Source organism: Methylococcus capsulatus str. Texas = ATCC 19069, assembly GCF_000424685.1.
In the GTDB taxonomy this organism is placed as follows: Bacteria; Pseudomonadota; Gammaproteobacteria; order Methylococcales; family Methylococcaceae; genus Methylococcus; species Methylococcus capsulatus.
Window position 1 is genome coordinate 434,273 of sequence record NZ_AUKJ01000016.1, and the last position, 19,498, is coordinate 453,770.

The 19,498-nt window shown below is 62.8% G+C and carries 16 protein-coding genes and 1 riboswitch; of the genes, 12 read left to right on the plus strand and 4 right to left on the minus strand.

Annotated elements, in window-relative coordinates:
- The first annotated feature begins 2 nt into the window (after positions 1–2).
- The 10 genes from mlaD (at position 3) to H156_RS0104220 (ending at position 8,296) form a co-directional block, all read left to right on the plus strand.
- A complete protein-coding gene (gene mlaD / locus H156_RS0104175) occupies positions 3–503 on the plus strand; it encodes an outer membrane lipid asymmetry maintenance protein MlaD (protein WP_010961213.1) in 501 nt (166 codons plus the stop codon).
- Between the two features lie 2 nt (positions 504–505).
- Positions 506–868, plus strand: a complete 363-nt coding sequence (locus H156_RS0104180) for an STAS domain-containing protein (protein ID WP_017366287.1) — start codon at positions 506–508, stop codon at positions 866–868.
- Positions 861–2,126: a UDP-N-acetylglucosamine 1-carboxyvinyltransferase gene (gene murA / locus H156_RS0104185; RefSeq protein WP_010961211.1), complete on the plus strand. Its 1,266-nt coding sequence runs from the start codon at positions 861–863 to the stop codon at positions 2,124–2,126. The genes H156_RS0104180 and murA overlap by 8 nt, the downstream gene beginning before the upstream one ends.
- A gap of 4 nt (positions 2,127–2,130) precedes the next feature.
- Entirely contained in the window at positions 2,131–2,772 is a 642-nt protein-coding gene (gene hisG, locus H156_RS0104190; RefSeq protein WP_017366286.1) for an ATP phosphoribosyltransferase, read from the plus strand.
- Positions 2,773–2,776: 4 nt separating this feature from the next.
- Positions 2,777–4,087: a histidinol dehydrogenase gene (hisD, locus tag H156_RS0104195; RefSeq protein WP_010961209.1), complete on the plus strand. Its 1,311-nt coding sequence runs from the start codon at positions 2,777–2,779 to the stop codon at positions 4,085–4,087.
- A gap of 236 nt (positions 4,088–4,323) precedes the next feature.
- Entirely contained in the window at positions 4,324–4,920 is a 597-nt protein-coding gene (petA, locus tag H156_RS0104200) for a ubiquinol-cytochrome c reductase iron-sulfur subunit (RefSeq protein ID WP_010961208.1), read from the plus strand.
- Positions 4,920–6,299: a cytochrome b gene (locus H156_RS0104205; protein WP_010961207.1), complete on the plus strand. Its 1,380-nt coding sequence runs from the start codon at positions 4,920–4,922 to the stop codon at positions 6,297–6,299. The genes petA and H156_RS0104205 overlap by 1 nt, the downstream gene beginning before the upstream one ends.
- Positions 6,296–7,018, plus strand: a complete 723-nt coding sequence (locus H156_RS0104210) for a cytochrome c1 (protein WP_017366285.1) — start codon at positions 6,296–6,298, stop codon at positions 7,016–7,018. Before H156_RS0104205 ends, H156_RS0104210 begins: the two co-directional genes overlap by 4 nt.
- A gap of 235 nt (positions 7,019–7,253) precedes the next feature.
- A complete protein-coding gene (locus H156_RS0104215; protein ID WP_017366284.1) occupies positions 7,254–7,907 on the plus strand; it encodes a glutathione S-transferase N-terminal domain-containing protein in 654 nt (217 codons plus the stop codon).
- The gene (locus H156_RS0104220) at positions 7,904–8,296 is read left to right on the plus strand and encodes a ClpXP protease specificity-enhancing factor (protein ID WP_010961204.1); all 393 of its coding nucleotides are present in this window, start codon (positions 7,904–7,906) and stop codon (positions 8,294–8,296) included. The genes H156_RS0104215 and H156_RS0104220 overlap by 4 nt, the downstream gene beginning before the upstream one ends.
- Before the next feature lie 9 nt (positions 8,297–8,305).
- On the opposite strand, the gene H156_RS0104225 is transcribed toward H156_RS0104220, so the two are convergent.
- Positions 8,306–10,192 carry a TonB-dependent receptor plug domain-containing protein gene (locus H156_RS0104225; protein WP_238536909.1) on the minus strand — a complete coding sequence of 629 codons (1,887 nt, stop codon included), beginning with the start codon at positions 10,190–10,192 and terminating at the stop codon, positions 8,306–8,308.
- A 130-nt stretch (positions 10,193–10,322) separates the two neighbouring features.
- Positions 10,323–10,559: riboswitch (cobalamin riboswitch) on the minus strand.
- A gap of 70 nt (positions 10,560–10,629) precedes the next feature.
- On the opposite strand from H156_RS0104225, the gene msrB reads away from it, so the two are divergent.
- Together msrB and ppk1 are read left to right on the plus strand one after the other, a co-directional pair.
- Entirely contained in the window at positions 10,630–11,085 is a 456-nt protein-coding gene (gene msrB, locus H156_RS0104230; protein ID WP_017366282.1) for a peptide-methionine (R)-S-oxide reductase MsrB, read from the plus strand.
- Positions 11,086–11,129: 44 nt separating this feature from the next.
- A complete protein-coding gene (ppk1, locus tag H156_RS0104235) occupies positions 11,130–13,442 on the plus strand; it encodes a polyphosphate kinase 1 (RefSeq protein ID WP_162136878.1) in 2,313 nt (770 codons plus the stop codon).
- A gap of 32 nt (positions 13,443–13,474) precedes the next feature.
- Here the strand turns inward: ppk1 and odhB are convergent, their stop codons facing one another.
- The 3 genes from odhB to H156_RS0104250 all read right to left on the minus strand — a co-directional run bounded on the left by odhB (position 13,475) and on the right by H156_RS0104250 (position 19,477).
- Positions 13,475–14,620 carry a 2-oxoglutarate dehydrogenase complex dihydrolipoyllysine-residue succinyltransferase gene (gene odhB, locus H156_RS0104240; RefSeq protein ID WP_017366280.1) on the minus strand — a complete coding sequence of 382 codons (1,146 nt, stop codon included), beginning with the start codon at positions 14,618–14,620 and terminating at the stop codon, positions 13,475–13,477.
- Positions 14,586–17,399, minus strand: a complete 2,814-nt coding sequence (locus tag H156_RS0104245; RefSeq protein WP_017366279.1) for a 2-oxoglutarate dehydrogenase E1 component — start codon at positions 17,397–17,399, stop codon at positions 14,586–14,588. Before H156_RS0104245 ends, odhB begins: the two co-directional genes overlap by 35 nt.
- Before the next feature lie 119 nt (positions 17,400–17,518).
- Positions 17,519–19,477 carry a trypsin-like peptidase domain-containing protein gene (locus H156_RS0104250; RefSeq protein ID WP_017366278.1) on the minus strand — a complete coding sequence of 653 codons (1,959 nt, stop codon included), beginning with the start codon at positions 19,475–19,477 and terminating at the stop codon, positions 17,519–17,521.
- Between the last annotated feature and the right edge of the window lie 21 nt (positions 19,478–19,498).

A 19,498-nucleotide genomic window follows, 5' to 3' on the forward strand; every position in this document is an offset into this window, starting at 1 on the left:
GCGTGCATTCGAAAACGATTGAAATCTGGGTGGGGATATTCGTCGCCCTGGGGTTGGCGTCGCTGTTCCTGCTTGCCATGAAAGTGAGCAATCTCAGCGAATTCGAGACCGGTGCCGAGGGCTACCGGATCACCGCGCGGTTCCAGAACGTCGGCAGCCTGAAACCCCGGGCGGCCGTCTCCATGGGCGGGGTACGGATCGGGCGGGTCACGTCGGTGTCTTTCGACAAGAAATCCTACGAGGCGGTCGTGGAAATGCGTATCGACCGGCAGTACGACACCCTCCCCGACGATACCAGCGCCAGCATCCTGACCGCCGGACTCCTGGGGGAACAGTACGTTGGTCTTACGCCGGGCGGGAGCGACGACTATCTGGCGGACGGGGGGCAGATCGAACTGACCCAATCGGCGCTGGTCCTGGAGGAAGTCGTCAGCCGGTTCCTGTTCGACAAGGCGGAAGGCGGGGATAAGTCCCGGGACGAATCGGGCAAGAAGAAGAAATAGCGATGCGTCCGGCAGCGGGACAAAAACGCGTCTTCGTCTTACGGGAGGAGGCCCCGGGGCGGTACGCGGTGAGGGGCGAACTCACATTCACGACCGCACCGGCGGCGCTCAAGGAAACGCTCCCTCTGTTTCGTACCCGAAACGGGGTGGCGATCGATTTGCGCGGGGTGGAGCGCGCTGACAGCGCCGGCATCGCCCTGCTGATCGAATGGGTGAGGCTGGCACGGAAGCGCGGGGTGTCCCTGCGCCTGGAAAACATGCCGGCCCAGGTCGAGAATCTGGTTCGCGTGTCCGGAACTGGTGTGTTGCTGGCGTCTTGTTCCGGAGCGGCATCTCAAACTACGGATACAGAACTGCATGGATAAACTTCTCATCGGGGGCGGCAGGCCGCTTTCCGGCGAACTGCGGATATCGGGCGCCAAGAACGCGGCGCTGCCGGTGCTCGCCGCGACCTTGCTGTCGGACGGCCCCGTGACCGTGGGGAACGTCCCCCATCTTCACGACATCACGACCACCATGGAGCTGCTCGGCCGCATGGGTTTGAATCTCATGGTCGACGAGAAGCTGAACATCGAGGTCGATCCGAGCACCATCCAGAATTTTTTCGCGCCCTATGAATTGGTCCGCACCATGCGGGCTTCCATTCTGGTGCTGGGGCCATTGCTGGCCCGTTTCGGGCGGGCGGAGGTGTCCCTGCCAGGCGGTTGCGCCATCGGTACCCGACCGGTCAATCTCCACCTGGAAGGACTGGCCGCCATGGGGGCCGAAATCAACGTCCGCAACGGATACATTTACGCCGAGGCGAAAAGGCTGAAGGGCTGCCGGCTGGTGCTGGATCAAGTGACCGTGACCGGCACCGAAAACCTGATGATGGCCGCAGCACTCGCCGACGGTGTGACCATCATCGAAAACGCGGCAAGGGAGCCGGAGGTGGTCGACCTCGCCAATTTCATCAATGCCATGGGCGGCAAGGTGAGCGGGGCGGGGACGGACGTCCTGCAGATCGAGGGCGTCGACTCACTGAGCGGCGCAGGGTTGAACTACCGGATCCTGCCGGACCGCATCGAAACGGGGACCTACCTGGTTGCCACGGCGATGACCGGCGGTCGCGTCAAGCTCAAGGGGACCCGCCCCGATCTGCTGGACGCGGTTCTGGCCAAGCTGGAGGAGGCCGGCGCGGAAATCACTCTGGGAGACGACTGGATCGAGCTGGACATGAAGGGCCGGCGGCCTCAGGCGGTATCGCTCCATACGGCGCCCTATCCGGCGTTCCCCACCGACATGCAGGCCCAGTTCACCGCCATGAACGCCATTGCCGAGGGCGTCGGCGTGATCACCGAAACGGTGTTCGAAAACCGTTTCATGCACGTTCAGGAAATGCAGCGCATGGGGGCCGACATCAAACTGGAGTCCAATACCGCCATCGTCAAAGGCGTGTCCCGCCTGACCGGGGCGCCGGTCATGGCCACCGACCTGCGCGCATCCGCCAGCCTGGTGCTGGCAGGACTGGTGGCCGAAGGGCAGACCAAGGTCGACCGTATCTACCACATCGACCGCGGCTACGAATGCATCGAGGAAAAGCTGGCTCAGCTCGGTGCCGAAATCCGCCGTGTGCCGAATTAGCCGCATGCTGACCATCGCCGTTTCCAAGGGCCGCATTTACCAAGAAGCCCTGCCGCTCCTGGCCGAGGCAGGCATCGTGCCGTCGGTGGACCCCGATAAAAGCCGTAAGCTGATCCTTCCTACCGAGCGGGACGACGTGCAACTGGTCATCATCCGGGCGGCGGACGTCCCCACCTATGTCGAATACGGCGCGGCCGATCTCGGCATTGCTGGCAAGGATGTCCTGGTGGAATATGAAGGCGAGGGACTCTACGAGCCGCTCGATTTGGGAATAGCGCGCTGCCGGCTGATGACCGCGGGTCCGCCGGGCAGGCCGGTGGCCAGCCGCCGTCTGCGGGTCGCCACCAAGTACGTCAACACCGCCAAGCGTTTTTTCGCCCGCCGCGGCGTGCAGGCCGAAGTCATCAAGCTGTACGGCTCGATGGAGCTGGCGCCGCTGGTAGGTCTGGCGGACTGCATCGTCGATCTGGTCGATACCGGCAACACCCTGCGCGCAAACGGCCTGGCGCCGCAGGAGCTGATCATGGACATCAGTAGCCGGCTGGTGGTGAACAAAGCGGCCATGAAGATGAAGCACGGGCCTATCACGGAACTTGCAGGCCATTTGGCCCGGATCGTTTCGGCGCGGGCCGCTCGGGAGAGGTGAGTTTATGACCGAAGTAAAAATCAAACGGCTTTACACCGGCGATGCGGACTTTGCATCGCAACTGGACAGGCTGCTTGCCTGGAGCGAAAGCGAGGACACCGACATCCACCAGCGCGTGACCGAGATCATCGGCTGCATCCGCCGCGATGGCGATGCGGCCCTGGTGGAGCTCACGGCCCGTTTCGACCATTTCGTCGTGGATACCGCTGCGGCGCTCGAGTTGCCGCGTGACGTGCTGGAAGCGGCCTGGCAGGCGCTGCCCGCCGAACAAGCCAAAGCCCTGCGGGAAGCGGCGGAGCGCATCCGGGCCTACGCCGAGCGGCAAAAGCTCGATTCCTGGGACTACCGTGAAGCCGACGGCACTTTGCTGGGACAGAAGATCACGCCGCTCGACCGGGTCGGCCTGTATGTACCCGGTGGCAAGGCCGCATATCCTTCCTCGGTACTGATGAATGCGGTTCCTGCCAAGGTGGCGGGCGTGCCGGAACTCATCATGGCGGTGCCGGCTCCGCGGGGAGAGCTGAACGCCCTGGTGCTGGCTGCCGCCTATATTTCCGGAGTGGACCGGGTTTTCCGCATCGGTGGCGCACAGGCCGTCGCCGCCCTGGCTTATGGGACGGAAACGGTGCCGCGGGTCGACAAGATCGTCGGCCCCGGTAACATCTATGTGGCGACCGCCAAAAAGCTGGTGTTCGGCCAAGTCGGGATCGACATGGTCGCAGGCCCCTCGGAGATCCTGGTGATCTCGGACGGGCGGACCGACCCGGACTGGATTGCCATGGATCTGTTTTCGCAAGCCGAGCATGACGAGGATGCCCAGGCGATCCTGATCAGCCCGGATGCAGCCCATCTGGAGGCGGTACAGGCAAGCATCGAGCGGCTGTTGCCCGGCATGGAGCGCGCCGAGGTCATCCGCACCTCGCTGGAGCGGCGCGGCGGCATGATCCTGGTCGATGATCTGGAGCAGGCGGCGGCGGTCGCCAATCGCATCGCGCCAGAACATCTGGAGCTTTCGGTGGAGAGTCCGGAGGTCCTGGTGGAGTCGATCCGCAATGCCGGGGCCATCTTCATGGGGCGCTATACCGCGGAAGCGCTCGGCGATTACTGTGCCGGTCCCAACCACGTCCTGCCGACTTCGGGCACGGCGCGCTTCTCGTCGCCGCTGGGCGTCTATGATTTCCAGAAGCGGTCCAGCCTGATCTACTGTTCGCCAGACGGCGCAGACCAACTGGGCCGTACCGCTTCGCTGCTGGCCTGGGGCGAAGGGCTGGGGGCGCATGCCCGTTCGGCCGAATATCGGATCAGGCACCATTAAAGCGTGCCGTGCCGCTCGGGTTCACGGGGGTAGCGGCAACGGGCCCGCCGTGGAAACCGTCCCCGGGCGGACCGGAGGCCGCCGGCCCCCTGGGTGTTACAATAAACCCGGTTTGGCTTGACCAAACTGCGCACTATGCAACACAATCGGCGGCCAAACAATAAGGAGGATTTCGAAATGGATTGTTTCCAAAGGGGGGTAAGAACGCTCCCGATCACCGCTGGAGAATTTTCACCATGACTGAAGGCGTCGATTCGGAGAAGCGCCGGTTCCTAACTCAAGCCGCAACCATGATCGGTGCCGTCAGCGCCGGCATGGTCGCCGTCCCGTTCGTCGGCTCCATGCAGCCCAGCGCCAAGGCTCAGGCTGCCGGCGCCCCGGTCGATGTCGATATCACCAAACTCGAACCGGGCCAGCTCATCCGCGTGCTCTGGCGCGGCAAGCCCGTGTGGATTCTGCGCCGGACGCAGCAGGAACTCGATCGTCTGGCAACGCTCGGCGAAGACGTTCTGCGCGATCCCTTGTCGAAGGAGTCCGATCAGCCGAAAGCGGCGACCAATGTCGTTCGCGCGATCAAACCCGAAGTTTTCGTGGCGATCGGTGTCTGCACCCATCTGGGCTGTGCCCCGACCTTTCGTCCGGACGTGGCGCCGGCGGATCTCGGTTCCGACTGGCCCGGAGGCTTTTTCTGCCCTTGCCACGGCTCCCGCTTCGATCTGGCCGGCCGCGTGTTCAAGGGAGTGCCGGCGCCCAAGAATCTGGACATCCCACCCTACAAATACCTGAGCGACTCCCGGATCCTGATCGGAGTGGCCGGCGAGGAGGAGGCCTGATGCCCAACGAGAGAATGAGAGCCGTCATGGACTGGGTGGACCAGCGTCTTCCGGTGAGCGCCTTCGTCCGTGATCACCTGACCCAGTACTACGCGCCGAAGAATTTCAATCTGCTGTATTTCTTCGGCTCGCTCGCCCTGTTCGTCCTGGTCAACCAGATCGTCACTGGCATTTTCCTCGCGATGCACTACAAGCCGGATGCCGGTCTCGCCTTCGATTCGATCGAATACATCATGCGCGACGTCAAGTGGGGCTGGCTGCTGCGCTATATGCATTCGACGGGTGCGTCGGCGTTTTTCATCGTGATCTATCTGCACATGTTCAGGGCGCTCTTCTACGGGTCGTTCAAGAAGCCCCGGGAACTGCTGTGGCTGTTCGGTATGGTGATCTTTTTGCTCTTGATGGCCGAGGCGTTCATGGGTTATCTGCTTCCGTGGGGACAGATGTCCTACTGGGGGGCGCAGGTGATCATCTCGCTGTTCGGCGCCATACCGGTGATCGGCGAGGATCTCGCCACCTGGGTGCGGGGCGACTACGTGGTGGCCGACGCCACGCTGACCCGCTTCTTCGCCCTGCACGTCGTGGCGATTCCGCTGGCCATCGTGCTGCTGGTGGTGCTGCACCTGGCGGCGCTGCACACTTCAGGATCGGGCAACCCGGACGGCATCGAGATCAAGGAGAAGAAAGATGCCGACGGTGTGCCGCTGGACGGCATTCCGCTCCATCCTTACTACACGGTGAAAGATCTGTATGCCATGGCGGTATTCGTGATTTTGTTCGCCCTGGTCGTGTTCTACGCGCCGGAAATGGGGGGCTATTTCCTGGAGCACCCCAACTTCGAGCCGGCCGATCCCATGAAGACGCCGGAACACATCGCGCCGGTGTGGTACTTCACGCCGTTCTACTCGATCCTCAGGTCAGTGCCGGACAAGCTCGGCGGCGTCATCGCCATGGGGGCGTCGATCGTGTTGCTGTTCGGACTGCCGTGGCTGGACCGCTGCCAGGTACGCTCGATTCGCTACAGGGGCATCTATTACAAGACCGCCCTGACCCTCTTCGTTCTGAGCTTCGTTGGGCTCGGCATCCTGGGCACCAAGCCGGTGACACCCGCCACAACGTTCCTGGCCCGGTTTTTCTCGCTCAATTACTTCGCCTTTTTCCTGCTGATGCCTTGGTACAGCCTGAAGGACAGGACCAGGCCCCTGCCGGAGCGTCTGACCGAAGCCGTGATTCCGCTGGAAAAGCGGCAGGGCGTCGTGTGGGAAGGGGTGAGGCGGGCCATCGCCGCGGTGGAGAATTCCAAATGGTATAGAAAGGCTGGCGCAAGGGTCGCCGCTTGCTTGGACAGAGCCAGGGAATTTAGCGGAATCGAAAAATGAGACGAATCGCCGGATTTTTTTTGACTTTGGTAGCCGGCAGTGCTCTAGCCGTGGAGAGCGTCATGCCGCTGGACGACGTCGCCGTCGACGTTTTCGACAAGGAGTCGCTCAGACGCGGGGCCGTGACCTATGCAAACTACTGCCAGGGTTGTCATTCCCTCAAGCATCTGCGCTATTCGCGCATGGCGCACGATCTGAAGCTGGAGGAGGGGGTGCTGGAGCGTGATTTCCTGCGGGGTCAGGCCAAACTTCAGGACAGCATGCTCAGCGCCATGCATGCCGCCGATGCGGAGCGCTGGTTCGGAGTCGCTCCGCCCGATCTTTCGCTGATCGCGCGTTCGCGTCATCCCGACTGGATCTACAGTTATCTCCGTGGCTTTTATCTGGATCCGTCGCGGCCGAACGGCGTGGACAATGCTTTCTTCCGGCAGGTCGCCATGCCGGACGTATTCGCGTCGCTCCAGGGCGCTCAGCGGCCAGTGATCAAGAAAGGCGGCGGCGTGGAAGCCATCGTCGGCCTGAAACACGTCAACCAGGGGGCGTTGCCGCCCGACGAGTTCGACGGGATGGTGGCCGATCTGGTCAATTTCCTGGTTTATGCCGCCGAACCCGCCCAATTGGATCGGCTGCGCATCGGCAAATACGTGATCGTCGTGCTGATCGTTCTGGCGTTCGTTCTCTACCGGCTCAAGCAGGAATACTGGAAGGACATCGCCTGAAGCGATCATGATACAATCCGGACCAGTCGGGGACGCTCCAGGCGTCCCGATCCGTCCGGCCAACGCACGGGGATTCGCTCCAAGCGGGCGAGCGGTCCGGGAACCCCGGGATGGGGCTTCCCCGAAGGGCTCGGGTGTTCTGCCGCTCCCACGGGGACGGGCCCGCCGATACGCGGTTGGCCATGATCAGGAAGGGGATTCCGGGCGTGATCACGACATGAAAGAGGTGTGATACGTGGCAACTGCGGCCAGCCGAAAATCCGTGATGACTCTGTTCTGTTCCCCGACCTGCGTGTACAGTCATCGTACACGGATCGTGCTGCATGAAAAGGGAATTTCCGCGGACGTCGAATATGTCGACATGGGCGACCCTCCCGAGGATTTGGTCGAACTGAATCCCTACGGCACCATGCCGACGCTCGTCGATCGGGATCTGGTGCTCTATGACTCCCGCATCATCATGGAATACCTCGATGAGCGTTTTCCCCATCCTCCGCTGCATCCGATGGACCCCGTGTCGCGGGCCCGGGCGCGTTTGCTGGTCCATCGAGTGGAGCAGGACTGGTACGGTCTTGTCGAGGAGATCGAAAACGCGTCCGATGCGGGCGCCCAGAAGGCCAGGAAGCAGTTGCGGGAAAGTCTGCTCGCTGCCACACCCGTGTTCGCCGCCAAGCCCTATTTTCTGAGTGACGAATTCTGCCTGGTCGATTGTTCGCTGGCGCCCTTGCTGTGGCGACTGCCCATGCTGGGTATCGAACTGCCGCGCCAGGCCGAGCCGGTCAAGGCTTACGCGGCCCGGCTGTTCGAACGTCATTCGTTTCAGGCGAGCCTGAGCGACGAGGAGCGGGAGTTCGGCGCGGCGGCCCGCCTCACCCCGGAAAACGCATGATTCCGCTCAAGCCCTATCTCATACGGGCGGTGTACGACTGGCTGGTGGATAATGATTTCACGCCCTACCTGCTCGTCGACGCCGAAGTGCCTTCGGTGGACGTGCCGCGTCAGTATGTGCAGGAAGGGCGCATCGTGCTCAATCTCCGCCCCCAGGCAGTGCAGCATCTGGACATGAACAACCGCGAAGTGACGTTCAGCGCCCGTTTCGGCGGCACGCCCACCCGCGTGTACATCCCGATATCGGCCGTCATGGCGCTGTATGCCCGGGAAAATGGTCAGGGCATGGTGTTCGACCAGGAAGAGGGGCCCGGCGGCGGACCGCCCACTTCGCCCGAGCCGCAGGAGCCGGCGCAGAAAAAGCGGCCGGCGCTGCGGGTCGTGAAATAGGGCTTTTCCCTAATAGGTCAGAGTTAGGCCGCCATAGGCCGCGGCCCCGGTGGTTCCGTAGCCGTAGACCTCTTCATGCCACTTGTTGAGCGCGTTGTCCACCCGGGTCCACAGCGACAGTCGGTCGCTCACTTCATAGGATGCGGCAAGATCGAGGACGACATAACCGGCTGCGGTCCGGTTTCCCGTGCTGAGCCGGGGGCCGACCATCACGATGTTGGCGTGGACGTTGGCGCCGTTGTCGAAACGGTAGTTGAGGTCGAACGCTCCTTTGTTCCGGGCTCTTTGATAGAGCGGGGTTCCGGTATCCTGGTCCCGGCTGTCCATGTAGGTATAGGTGCCCCGCAGATCCAGGCCGGCCAGCAGATTCAGTTCGACATAGGTTTCCATCCCTTCGGCCGTGGCATTGTTGACGTTTTCCATGCGGAACGCGACGGGATCGAACTGGATCAGGTCTTTGAATCGGTTGTTGAAATACACGATGCCAGCATTGCCTCTCACGGCTTGCCCGAACGGCTGTTCGACGCCGATGTCCCAGTTGGTGCTGGTTTCAGGACGAAGGTTCGGATTCCCTGTGTCGTACAAGGGGTCGTAGAGCTGGGCGAGCGCCGGCACCTTGAAGCCGGTTCCGTAGTTGGCCTTCAAGCGGGTTTCCAGAAGCGGCAGGGTCCAGACTTGACTGACCCGCCAGGTCGTCTTGCCGCCGACGGAATTGTTGTGGTCATGCCGTACGTTCGCCGTGGTGGACCACCCGTCGAAGGGGTTGAGCTGGTCTTCGAGAAAATACCCGAGGGTGTTGTAGCCCTCGACGAACTGCGAGGGTTCCATGATGGTCATGGTGTCCTCTTCATCGTCGATGCCGAAGGATACGGTGTTGGTTTCGTGCGGACGCAGCGTATTGAGCCAGTTGCCCTTGATCTTTTCGCCCAGGTAGGCGGCGCGGAATGGGAAGGGATCGCCCGGGTTGGCCGCATTGTCGTACTGGCGGTCCACACGGGTGTAGGCCATTCCGACCGTCTGCTCCCATAGGCTGTCGAAGAGCTTGAGGGTGCCGAAGCCGCGGGTATAGAGCTCGTTGGCGTTGCCGGTATAGTTGGGGTCATCCACGGGTCGCCGGAGCAGGAAGTCGTAATTGTCCAGCTTGGTGAAGCCGTCGTCGTAGCGCAGGCTCCAGCCCAGCTCCAGGCCGTCGGCGGGTGTGCCGCCGATGCGGGTGCTGACGGTGGTGTTGCGGTACCCGTCGCGCTCGGATGCGCCGAAGTGCTGGTCGGCGGCGGAAAAGCCGCGGACCTCGCGGTGACTGGCGGTGAGGCTGTAGTTGAAGCGGGGATCGCCGCCGGCGAGGTCGCCCATGACTCGCCAAGTGTCGTAGCTACCGCCGTCGACGCTGGTTTTCAGCCTCGGTTTGCCAGAGCCCTTCTTGGTGATGATGTTGATTACTCCGCCGATGGCTTCGGAACCATAGATCGAGCTCGCCGCGCCGCGCAGGATTTCGATGCGCTCGATGTTGTCGACGGTCAAGTTGGCGAAGTCGAACCCGGCGTTGGCCGACGAGGGGTCGTTCATTTCGGTCCAGTCGATCAGGACGATGGTCTGGCCGGAGTTGGCGCCGCGCAGGAACACCGAGGTTTCCCGTCCCGGACCGCCGCTCTGGGCCATGTCGAGACCGGGAACGATGCGCAGGATCTGGTCGACCGAATAGACGCCCCGCTCCTTGATGTCCTCGGCGGTCAGGACGGTCACGGAGCTGCCGACCTGCCGGCTCGGCGTTTCGGTGCGGGTGGCCGTGACCACCACGGTGTCGAGTTCCGCGGGATCGCTGTCGATGGCCGGTGTGTCAAGGGAAAGGGTGGCGCCGAGCGCCGTCAGGGAAAGGCGGAAGAGCCGGGATTTCACGATGGACCTCTGCATGGGATGGCCATGCACACCCGCATGGCGTCAACGGTTCCGCGGAGGTCGAAAGGCCGGCCCGAGCCGGTGGGGAACCTACCGGCAAATGCGGGATGCGACCCTCGCCCTCCGCGGGGTCTTCATGTCATCGCAGGCCGGTCTCCGGGCTGATGAGCGGCATGACGCCGGGCGGTGTTCCGCCTTCCCGCGCAGGCGCGCAGTGGCTTGAGGAATCCGCCTCGGAACGTTTGGTACGTTTCGGCTCAATCACCGTTGCGGGGGCAGCGCCGGATTGGGACAAGGTATCCGCACCGGCTTCCCGTTTCACCGACCGGCCAGGCCGCCGGTCGACACCTGTGAAGGGCGCGGATTGTAGCGGATGGAAGCCGGAACGCCAATGTTCAATAATTGATTTTCTTAGAGATTTCGACGGAGATACGGCTATGGGCTGGGACCGAAAGAACTTCAGGAGGCCGACGGAGGAAGAGATCAAAGAACGGCTGAGCGAGGAACAATATGCGATCTGCCGGGGAAACGGCACCGAACGACCATTCGCCAATCCGTACTGGGACAACCATCGGGAAGGCATCTACGTGGATATCGTGTCGGGTGAGCCGTTGTTCAGCTCGGCCGATAAATTCGATTCGGGAACGGGCTGGCCGAGTTTCACCCGGCCGCTGGAGCCCGATCACATCGTCACGTTGACCGACCACTCCCACCTGATGGTCCGGACCGAAGTACGCAGCAGATATGGAGATTCCCATCTGGGACATGTCTTCGACGACGGGCCGGCGCCGACCGGCAAACGCTATTGCATCAATTCCGGCGCCTTGCGCTTCATCCCCAAGGAGGAACTGGCGGAGGCCGGCTATGAGGAGTATCTGAAACTGTTCGATTGATGGAGACCGTGGAAGGCAATAGAACGGAGAAGGAGGGGGGACGTTTGGTCATCAGTAAAGTCAAAGGCATCAGCAAGTCGACACGGATCATGCTGGCGGAGCACGGGATCTTTTCGGTCGAGGAGCTCGCCGACGCCGACGTCGGCCGGCTCACCAAGATTCCGGGCCTGAGCCGGCAGAAGGCACTGCGCATGGTCAGGGCCGCCAAATTCATGGTGGGTGACATGGAAAAAGGGCGCGATGAGGTCTCTGCCGGCACGGGCTCCGCCGAAACGGCGGAGATTTCCTCGGCGGACGTCGGTCTGGATGATTCGCGATGCTTCCTGAACCGTGAACTCAGCCTGCTGGAGTTCAACCGCCGGGTACTGGACCAGGCCAAGGATGTACGGACGCCGCTGCTGGAACGGCTCAATTTCCTGAGTATCGCCTGTTCCAATATGGATGAGTTCTTCGAAATCAGGGTCGCCGGTCTGCTGCAAAAATCTGAACTCGGGGCGGCGCAAACCGAACCGGATGGCATGACGCCGCAGGAAGTCCTCGCCGCCATCAGCGAACGCGCCCACGAGCTGGTCGCCGAGCAGTATCACGTGCTCAATCAGGAACTGCTGCCCGCGCTGGAAGCCGAAGGCATCCGCTTCATCCGCCGTTCCGACTGGACTGATGCCCAGCATAAATGGCTGCGGCGCTACTTCGAGGAGGAGCTGGCGCCGATTCTCAGCCCGATCGGGCTGGATCCGACCCATCCGTTTCCGCGTCCCCTCAACAAAGCCCTCAATTTCATCATCTCCCTTGCCGGTAAGGATGCCTTCGGCCGCAACATCCATCTCGCCATCCTGCAGGCGCCGCGGGCGCTGCCGCGCATCATCCAGTTGCCGAAGAGTGTGACCAGCGGCCGGCTCCACGATTTCGTATTCCTTTCCTCCGTCATCCACGCCTTCGTCGATGACCTGTTTCATGGCATGAAGGTGAAAGGGTGCTACCAGTTCCGGGTGACCCGCAACAGCGATCTGTTTCTGGACGAGGAGGAAATCGACGATCTGCTGCAGGCGGTCGAAGGCGAACTGGCGAGCCGCAACTACGGCGACGAGGTACGGCTGGAGGTGGCCGACAATTGCCCGGACGCAGTCATCGAGTTCCTGCTGAGCCAGTTCGGTCTCGGCGAGGACCGCCTGTACCGGGTGGACGGTCCGGTCAATCTGAGCCGGGCCCGCGAGATCTACGATCTGGTCGACCGTCCGGACCTCAAATATCCGCCCTTCACGCCGGGCTGGCCGGCGCAGCTCACGGGCCACCAGGATTTCTTCGAGGTCCTGCGCCGGCAGGACATCCTGCTGCACCATCCTTACGAGTCCTTCATCCCTGTCATCGACCTGATCCGCCAGGCCGCCGACGATCCGCAGGTGGTAGCCATCAAGCAGACGCTGTATCGCACCGGACCGGATTCACCCATCGTTGATGCACTGGCGCGGGCCGCGCGGGCTGGCAAGGAGGTGACCGTCGTGGTCGAGCTCCTGGCGCGGTTCGACGAGCGTGCCAATATTTCACTCGCCACCCGCCTGCAGGATGCCGGGGTCCAGGTGGTCTATGGCATCGTCGGCTACAAGACCCACGCCAAGATCCTGCTGATTCTGCGCCGGGAAGGGCGTTCGCTGCGGTACTACACCCATCTGGGCACTGGCAATTACCACCCCCGTACCGCCCGGATGTACACCGACTACGGCCTGATGACTTCCGACAAGGCGCTGGGTGAGGACGTGCAGCGAGTGTTCGTCCAGCTCACCAGTCTGGGCAAGATGGGCAAGCTGCACAAGCTCTTGCAGTCACCTTTCACTCTCCACAAGACCCTGATCCGCAAGATCGAGCGGGAAATCGAGCATGCGAAGGAGGGAAAGCCGGCGCGGATCGTCATCAAGATCAATTCCCTGGTCGAGCCCAAGCTGATTCGCGCGCTTTATCGTGCCTCGTGCGCTGGGGTACAGGTCAGGCTGATCGTCCGTGGCATCTGCTGCTTGCGGCCTGGTATTCCCGGTGTTTCGGAGAACATCGAGGTGCGTTCCATCGTCGGCAGGTTCCTCGAACACAGCCGCGTGTACTGCTTCGAAAACGGGGGAGAACCCGAGGTCTATGCGGCGAGCGCGGATTTCATGGCGCGCAACATGTTTCGCCGGGTGGAAACCTGCTTTCCCATCGAAAACAAGAAGCTGGCCGAGCGGGTACGCAATGATCTCGAGCTTTATTTGAGAGACGATTGCCAGACCTGGCAGCTGCGCTCGGATGGAAGCTACGAGCGGCTGCCCGACGTCCACCATTGCGACGCTCAGGCGGAACTGCTGGAGGCGCTCAAGAAAACCGTCTGACCGTCCTGCGGGGCCGGCATCCCTGCTGGAGCTCACACCGCGAGCATGAGGCGGACGGGGTCTTCGAGCAGTTCCTTGATGGTAAAGAGGAACGAGACGGCATCACGGCCGTCGATGAGTCGGTGGTCGTAGGACAGTGCCAGATAGATCATGGGCCGGATCACGATCTGGCCGTCTTCCACCACCGGCCGTTCCTTGATGGCATGCATGCCGAGGATGGCGCTCTGCGGCGGATTGAGGATCGGAGTCGACAGCATGGAGCCGAATATGCCGCCGTTGGTGATGGTGAAGGTCCCGCCGCTGAGTTCGTCCAGGCTCAGCTTGCCACTGCGCGCTTTCTGCCCGAATTCTGCGATCGCTTTCTCGATCCCGGCGAAATCGGTCCGGTCGGCATCGCGCAGGATCGGTACGACCAGCCCGCGGTCCGTGGAAACGGCGATGCCGATGTCGTAATAGTCGTGGTAGACGATTTCCTCGCCTTCGAGGGAAGCGTTAACGATGGGAAATCGGCGCAGCGCTTCCACCGAGGCCTTGACGAAGAACGACATGAAGCCGAGCTTGATGCCGTGCTGCTGCTCGAAACGGGCCTTGTGTGCGTTGCGGATGTCGAACACCTTCTGCAGATTGACCTCGTTGAAGGTGGTCAGGGTGGCGGTCCGATGCTGGGCTTCCAGCATGCGTTCGGCGATCCTGGCGCGCAGTCGGCTCATCGGTACCCGGCGTTCGCTTCGCCCTCCGGCTGGCAGGCGTGCCTTCTCCGCAGCGGGTCTGGTTTCCAGGAAGTCCAGCACGTCCTGTTTGGTCAGCCGTCCTTCGCGTCCACTGGCCGGAATCGCCGCCGGATCGAGGGCATGTTCAGCGACCAGGCGGCGTACCGCCGGGCTCAGCACCGGCGCAGGTTTCTCCGTCGCCGCGCTGGCGGCGGGTGCGGCGGGCCGAACCGACGTGTCGATCACGGCGATCGGCTGTCCGCTGACCACGACATCGCCCTTGCCGCCCCGCACCTCCACCACCACGCCGTCCTCCGGAGCCGGAACTTCCAACACCACCTTGTCGGTTTCGAGGTCGACCAGGTTTTCGCCCTTGCCCACGGTCTCGCCGACGTTCTTGTGCCAGTCCAGCAACTTGGCGTCGCTGACGGACTCAGGCAGAGGAGGCACACTGATTTCGATGCGCATGGGCTATTTCCGTCGTGGCAGTGGGAGTGACAGGAAGAACGAGGGCGCGTTCCACCAGCATTTTCTGCTGTTCGATATGCTGGCGGAAATGACCGACCGCCGGAGAGGCGGACATCGGCGGACCGGCATAGCCGATGTCGAAGGGACGGTCCAGAATGCCAGGGAAACGGTGTTTGATTTGATGCCAGGCCCCCTGGTTTTCCGGCTCTTCCTGGCACCAGATCAGTTCCTGCAGATTGGGATAGCGTTTCAGCATCGCCAGAAAGTCCTTCCGCGGGAAGGGATAGAGCTGCTCGATACGGACCAGGGCGACATGGTTCGTCTGGTACCGCCGCCGGGTTTCCAGCAGGTCGTAATAGACCTTGCCGGCGCACAGCACCAAGCGGGTGATGCGGGCCGGCTCATGCCGGTCGGTTTCATCGATCACGCAGCGGAAACGACCCTGGGCGAACTCGGAGAGGCTGGAGGTGGCCAGCTTGTGGCGTAGCAGGCTCTTGGGTGTCAGGACGATCAGCGGTCTGCGGTAAGGACGCAGCAGCTGGCGCCGCAGGAGGTGGAAAATCTGAGCCGGGGTGGTCGGCACGCAGACCTGGATATTGTCGCCGGCGCAGAGCTGGAGATAGCGTTCCAGACGGGCGGAAGAATGTTCGGGGCCTTGTCCTTCGTAGCCGTGCGGCAGCAGCAGCGTCAGCCCGCTCAGGCGTCCCCACTTGGTTTCGCCGGAGGAAATGAATTGGTCGATCACCACCTGCGCGTTGTTGGCAAAGTCGCCGAACTGGGCCTCCCAGATCACCAGCGTGTCGGGTTCCGAGCTGCTGTAACCGTATTCGAATCCTAGCACGCCCTCCTCGGACAACAGCGAATCGTAGATGTCGAACCTGCCCTGGCCCGCCCTGAGGTGCTGGAGCGGGGCGCAAACCTCTCCGGTCCGCTGGTCGTGGACGATGGCATGGCGGTGGAAAAAAGTGCCGCGTCCGACGTCCTGGCCCGTCAGTCGGACGTTGCGGCCTTCCCACAGCAGGGAGGCGTAAGCGAGGGTTTCGCCGAAGCCCCAGTCGGCGGGAAGTTCGCCCGCCGCCATCCGCCGGCGCGCGGTATGGATCGCTTCGACCCGGGCGTGTGCTTCGAAGCCGGCGGGCAGCGCCGTCATCCGTTCCGCAATGGCGGCGAGGTCCGCCATCGGCAAGCCGGTCTCTGCCGCTGCAGTCCAATCGGTGTCCCGGTAGCGGTCCCAGCGGGTCTTGACATAGCCGGCGGAGTCGCCGAGCAGCGGTCTGGACACCGGTTCGCCGCGGGCGAGAGCGTCCTGGTAGTCCTGCTCCATCCGCGCCGGCTCGTCCGGGGTGACGATGCCTTCCGCGATGAGCCGTTCGGCGTACAGAGCCCGGACCGGCGGATGCCGGCGGATGAAGCGATACATCAACGGCTGGGTGACCGCCGGTTCGTCCGCTTCGTTGTGCCCGTGGCGGCGGTAGCAGAGCAGGTCGATCACGACGTCACGGCGGAATTTCATACGGTAGTCGACGGCCAGCCGGGTGACGTAAAGAACGGCTTCCGGATCGTCGCCGTTCACGTGGAACACCGGTGCCTGGATCATGTTGGCGACATCGGTGCAGTACAGGGTGGAGCGGGCGTCGAAAGGATTGCTGGTGGTGAAGCCGATCTGGTTGTTGATGACGATGTGGATCGTGCCGCCGGTGGTATAGGCCCGGGTTTCCGCCATGTTGAGGGTTTCCATGACCACGCCCTGGCCGGCGAAAGCGGCGTCGCCGTGAATGAGTACCGGCACCACCGCGGCCTCGGCATCCCCGGCGAGCCGGTCCTGGCGCGCCCGCACCGATCCCTCGACCACGGGATCGATGATTTCCAAATGCGAGGGATTGAACGCCAGGGTCAGATGGACCGGACCGCCGGGGCTTGCCACATCGGAGGAGAACCCCAGGTGATACTTGACGTCGCCTGAGCCGCCTTCGTGACTCTCGGTGCCCTCGAATTCGCGGAACAGCAGTTCGGGTTTCTTGCCGAGGATGTTGATCAGGACGTTGAGGCGGCCCCGGTGCGCCATGCCGAGCACGACTTCCCGCGTGCCCTTGGCACCGCAGCGCTGGATCAGTTCATCGAGCAGCGGAATCAGGCTTTCGGCGCCTTCCAGCGAGAACCGCTTCTGACCCACGTATTTCCGGTGCAGGTGTTTCTCGATGCCCTCGGCCGCGGTGAGCAGGCGCAGCAGCTCCCGCTTCTGTTCCGTGTCGAAATCGCCTTGGGCGCGCGATCCTTCCAATTTCCGCCGCAGCCACTCCCGGATCTCGGAGTCCATGATATGCATGTATTCCACGCCCACGTGCCGACAGTAGGTCGCCTGCAGGGTATCCAGGATGTCTCTCAGCGGCAATTTCTCATCGCTCTGAAGAATGTCCAGATAGAAAACGGCGTCCATGTCGGTGGCATCGAGGCCGTAGCGGGCCGGCTCCAGGTCGCGCGAAGGCGAAGCCGGCTTGAGGGGGTTGTTGTCCGCCGACAGATGGCCGTGGGTGCGGTACTGGTCGATCAGTCGGTCCACCGCCGCCTGTTTGCGCACGGCGCGGTCGACGTCGACGGTGAGGGGGGGGATCGCCCGCTCGGCCGGCCTGCCTTCGCGGAAGGCGCGGAACTTCTCGCGCCAGTCCGGCGCCACGGTTTCCGGATCGCGCAGGTATTGTTCATACAGCGCCTCGACGAAGCCGGCGTTGTCCTCGGAAAATGCGGTGCTGTTCGGAAATAGTCCGGATTGGGTGCTCATCTCACGCGTTCCTTGCCAAAGACAGGCGGGCTCGGAGGAATGCCCGGGAATTGTGGGGGGCAAGGCGGCGAGCTTTCAAGGGTTGAAACACTGGGGAAATCCTTGGGGGACGGACCGGTTCACTTTTGGACCGTAAACACGGCATCGCTGACATCGCAAATGGCCGGGGTTTTCCGGGTCATGGGCAGGCAGACCCGGATCAGCGCCTGAGACGTCGCCTGGCTTTTCCTGACCTTCCAGTTCCAGCTCCCGCTGTTCCGGGCGCCGGACTTCAAGAGACTCCATTTCGCTCCGCCGTTCTTGGACAACGCGATGTTCACTTTCGCTTTGGAGCCGTAGCCGGTCAGTTGCCACTGGACCGGCACGACTTCTCCCGCCGTGAAGGTTTCGCCGCCGGCAGGATGAACGACGGTCATGGAGGCGGAGTCGGCGGAATTCGTGCAGGTCTGATGCTCATAGCTGCCGCTGAGGCTGCCGTCCGAACATCGCCGGACCTCGGCGACCGATGCGCAGTTAACGGCTTTGTCGATCTGATAGGCGGTGACGCTCCGCCCGTCTTCCAGGCTGCCGCCCCAAGGCAGGGTACAGGATGCTCCTGCCACGTAGGTACAGGTTTCGTAGGTATGGCTTCCGCTGAGCTGGCCGTCGGTGCAGGTCCGAACTTCGGCCACGGCAGCGCATTGTGTGGCAGTGGGTTTCTGATAGGCGGTGACGCTTTGGCCGCCCGGGATGCTGCCGCCCCAGGGCAGGGCGCAGGACGTGAGCCAGGGCTTGATCTGCTCGTAATACCCGGCGAAATGGCTGTACACACTGTCCTGGTAGTCGTTCTCCGAGCCGCCGAACAGCGAGCCTTTCCAATACGCATTACCGCCGGAGACGGCAAACAGACCGGAGCCGCTGCTGCCGCCTTCGGTACCGCCGTAGGTATATTGCACTTCGTCCAGCAGGTGGGTTCCCCCCTGGCCGCTGTCGGTGAACGTCTTCTGCAGCGCCGTGACCTTGCCTTTGCTGACCATGGTGTGGTCGCCACGCGGGTGATGCACGCCCCATACGGCATCCCCGACATGGATGGCCGTATCCCAGCCGGAGAGATAGACGTCTGCCGGGGGGGGATTCCGAAGCCTGAGAAACGAAGGCTCCCGGTTGAACTCAGTCCAAAGCAGTTGTGCGCCGCCGAAGGTCTGGCCGTAGCGCGGATCGGTGGCGTAGGCGTTGCAGTCTATCGCCTGCCAGAACCATTCGAAGGATGCGGTATCGGCGACGGTCTGATCCGGCAGGCAGTGGTTGGCTGTGGCGAACCAGGGGGTCTGGGTATCGCCCTTGTCTCTGAGGAGGGTGCCGCTGCAGAGATAAGAAGAGCCCTTTCTCAAAAAATGGATGTTGGCGGTGGCGGCCGCCGCGGTCTGCAGCGCAGGATACGCCGGATCGTTCGACCAGCAGGCGAGATCGTATTCCTTGTATTGGGCGAGTCCTGCACTTTGGGCGCTGAAGCCCGAAGTGCTCGCCCCGCTGGTGTCCACCAGGATGAGATTGATTTTGTCCAGCCGCAGGTCGAGTGCCTCGGGGGAAACGTCGGCACCGACGAAAATTTCCAGATCGGCGTCGCTTCCCCGGGTGACGGGCAACCAAAGCTCATTTCCATGAATCTCCGTGCTGGCGATCGGCGCCGGCAGGGTCACGTCCTCGCTGCCCTGAAGGCGCAATTCGAGGGAGGGCGGAACACTGCCGAAAACCAGGTGCAGCCGGAGCCCCACCGCATTTGCCGTCGATATCCGGATACGGCTGGCATGACCGCCCGCGACCGATTCCCAGTACGACAACGACGGCGTGACGGGGATGGGCAGCGAATATACCGTGCCGGTCTTGAACTCGCCGGGGTTTTCAGGAGTGAGGTCCGCCACTACGGTGGGGACCTCGAGTTCGAAAGGCCGGCTGCCACTGCCGAGAAAACCGCTCTGCGGGACGCCTGCCGTGTTCAGCGGCGCGACCGGCCGATACCGCGCCGGTTCGGCCCGGTCGGCGAACGCGGGGTAAGAGCTTGCGATGGCAATGGCCAGGGAGAGCGAACGCAGCTTCATGACCGGAGTCCTTGTTGAGAA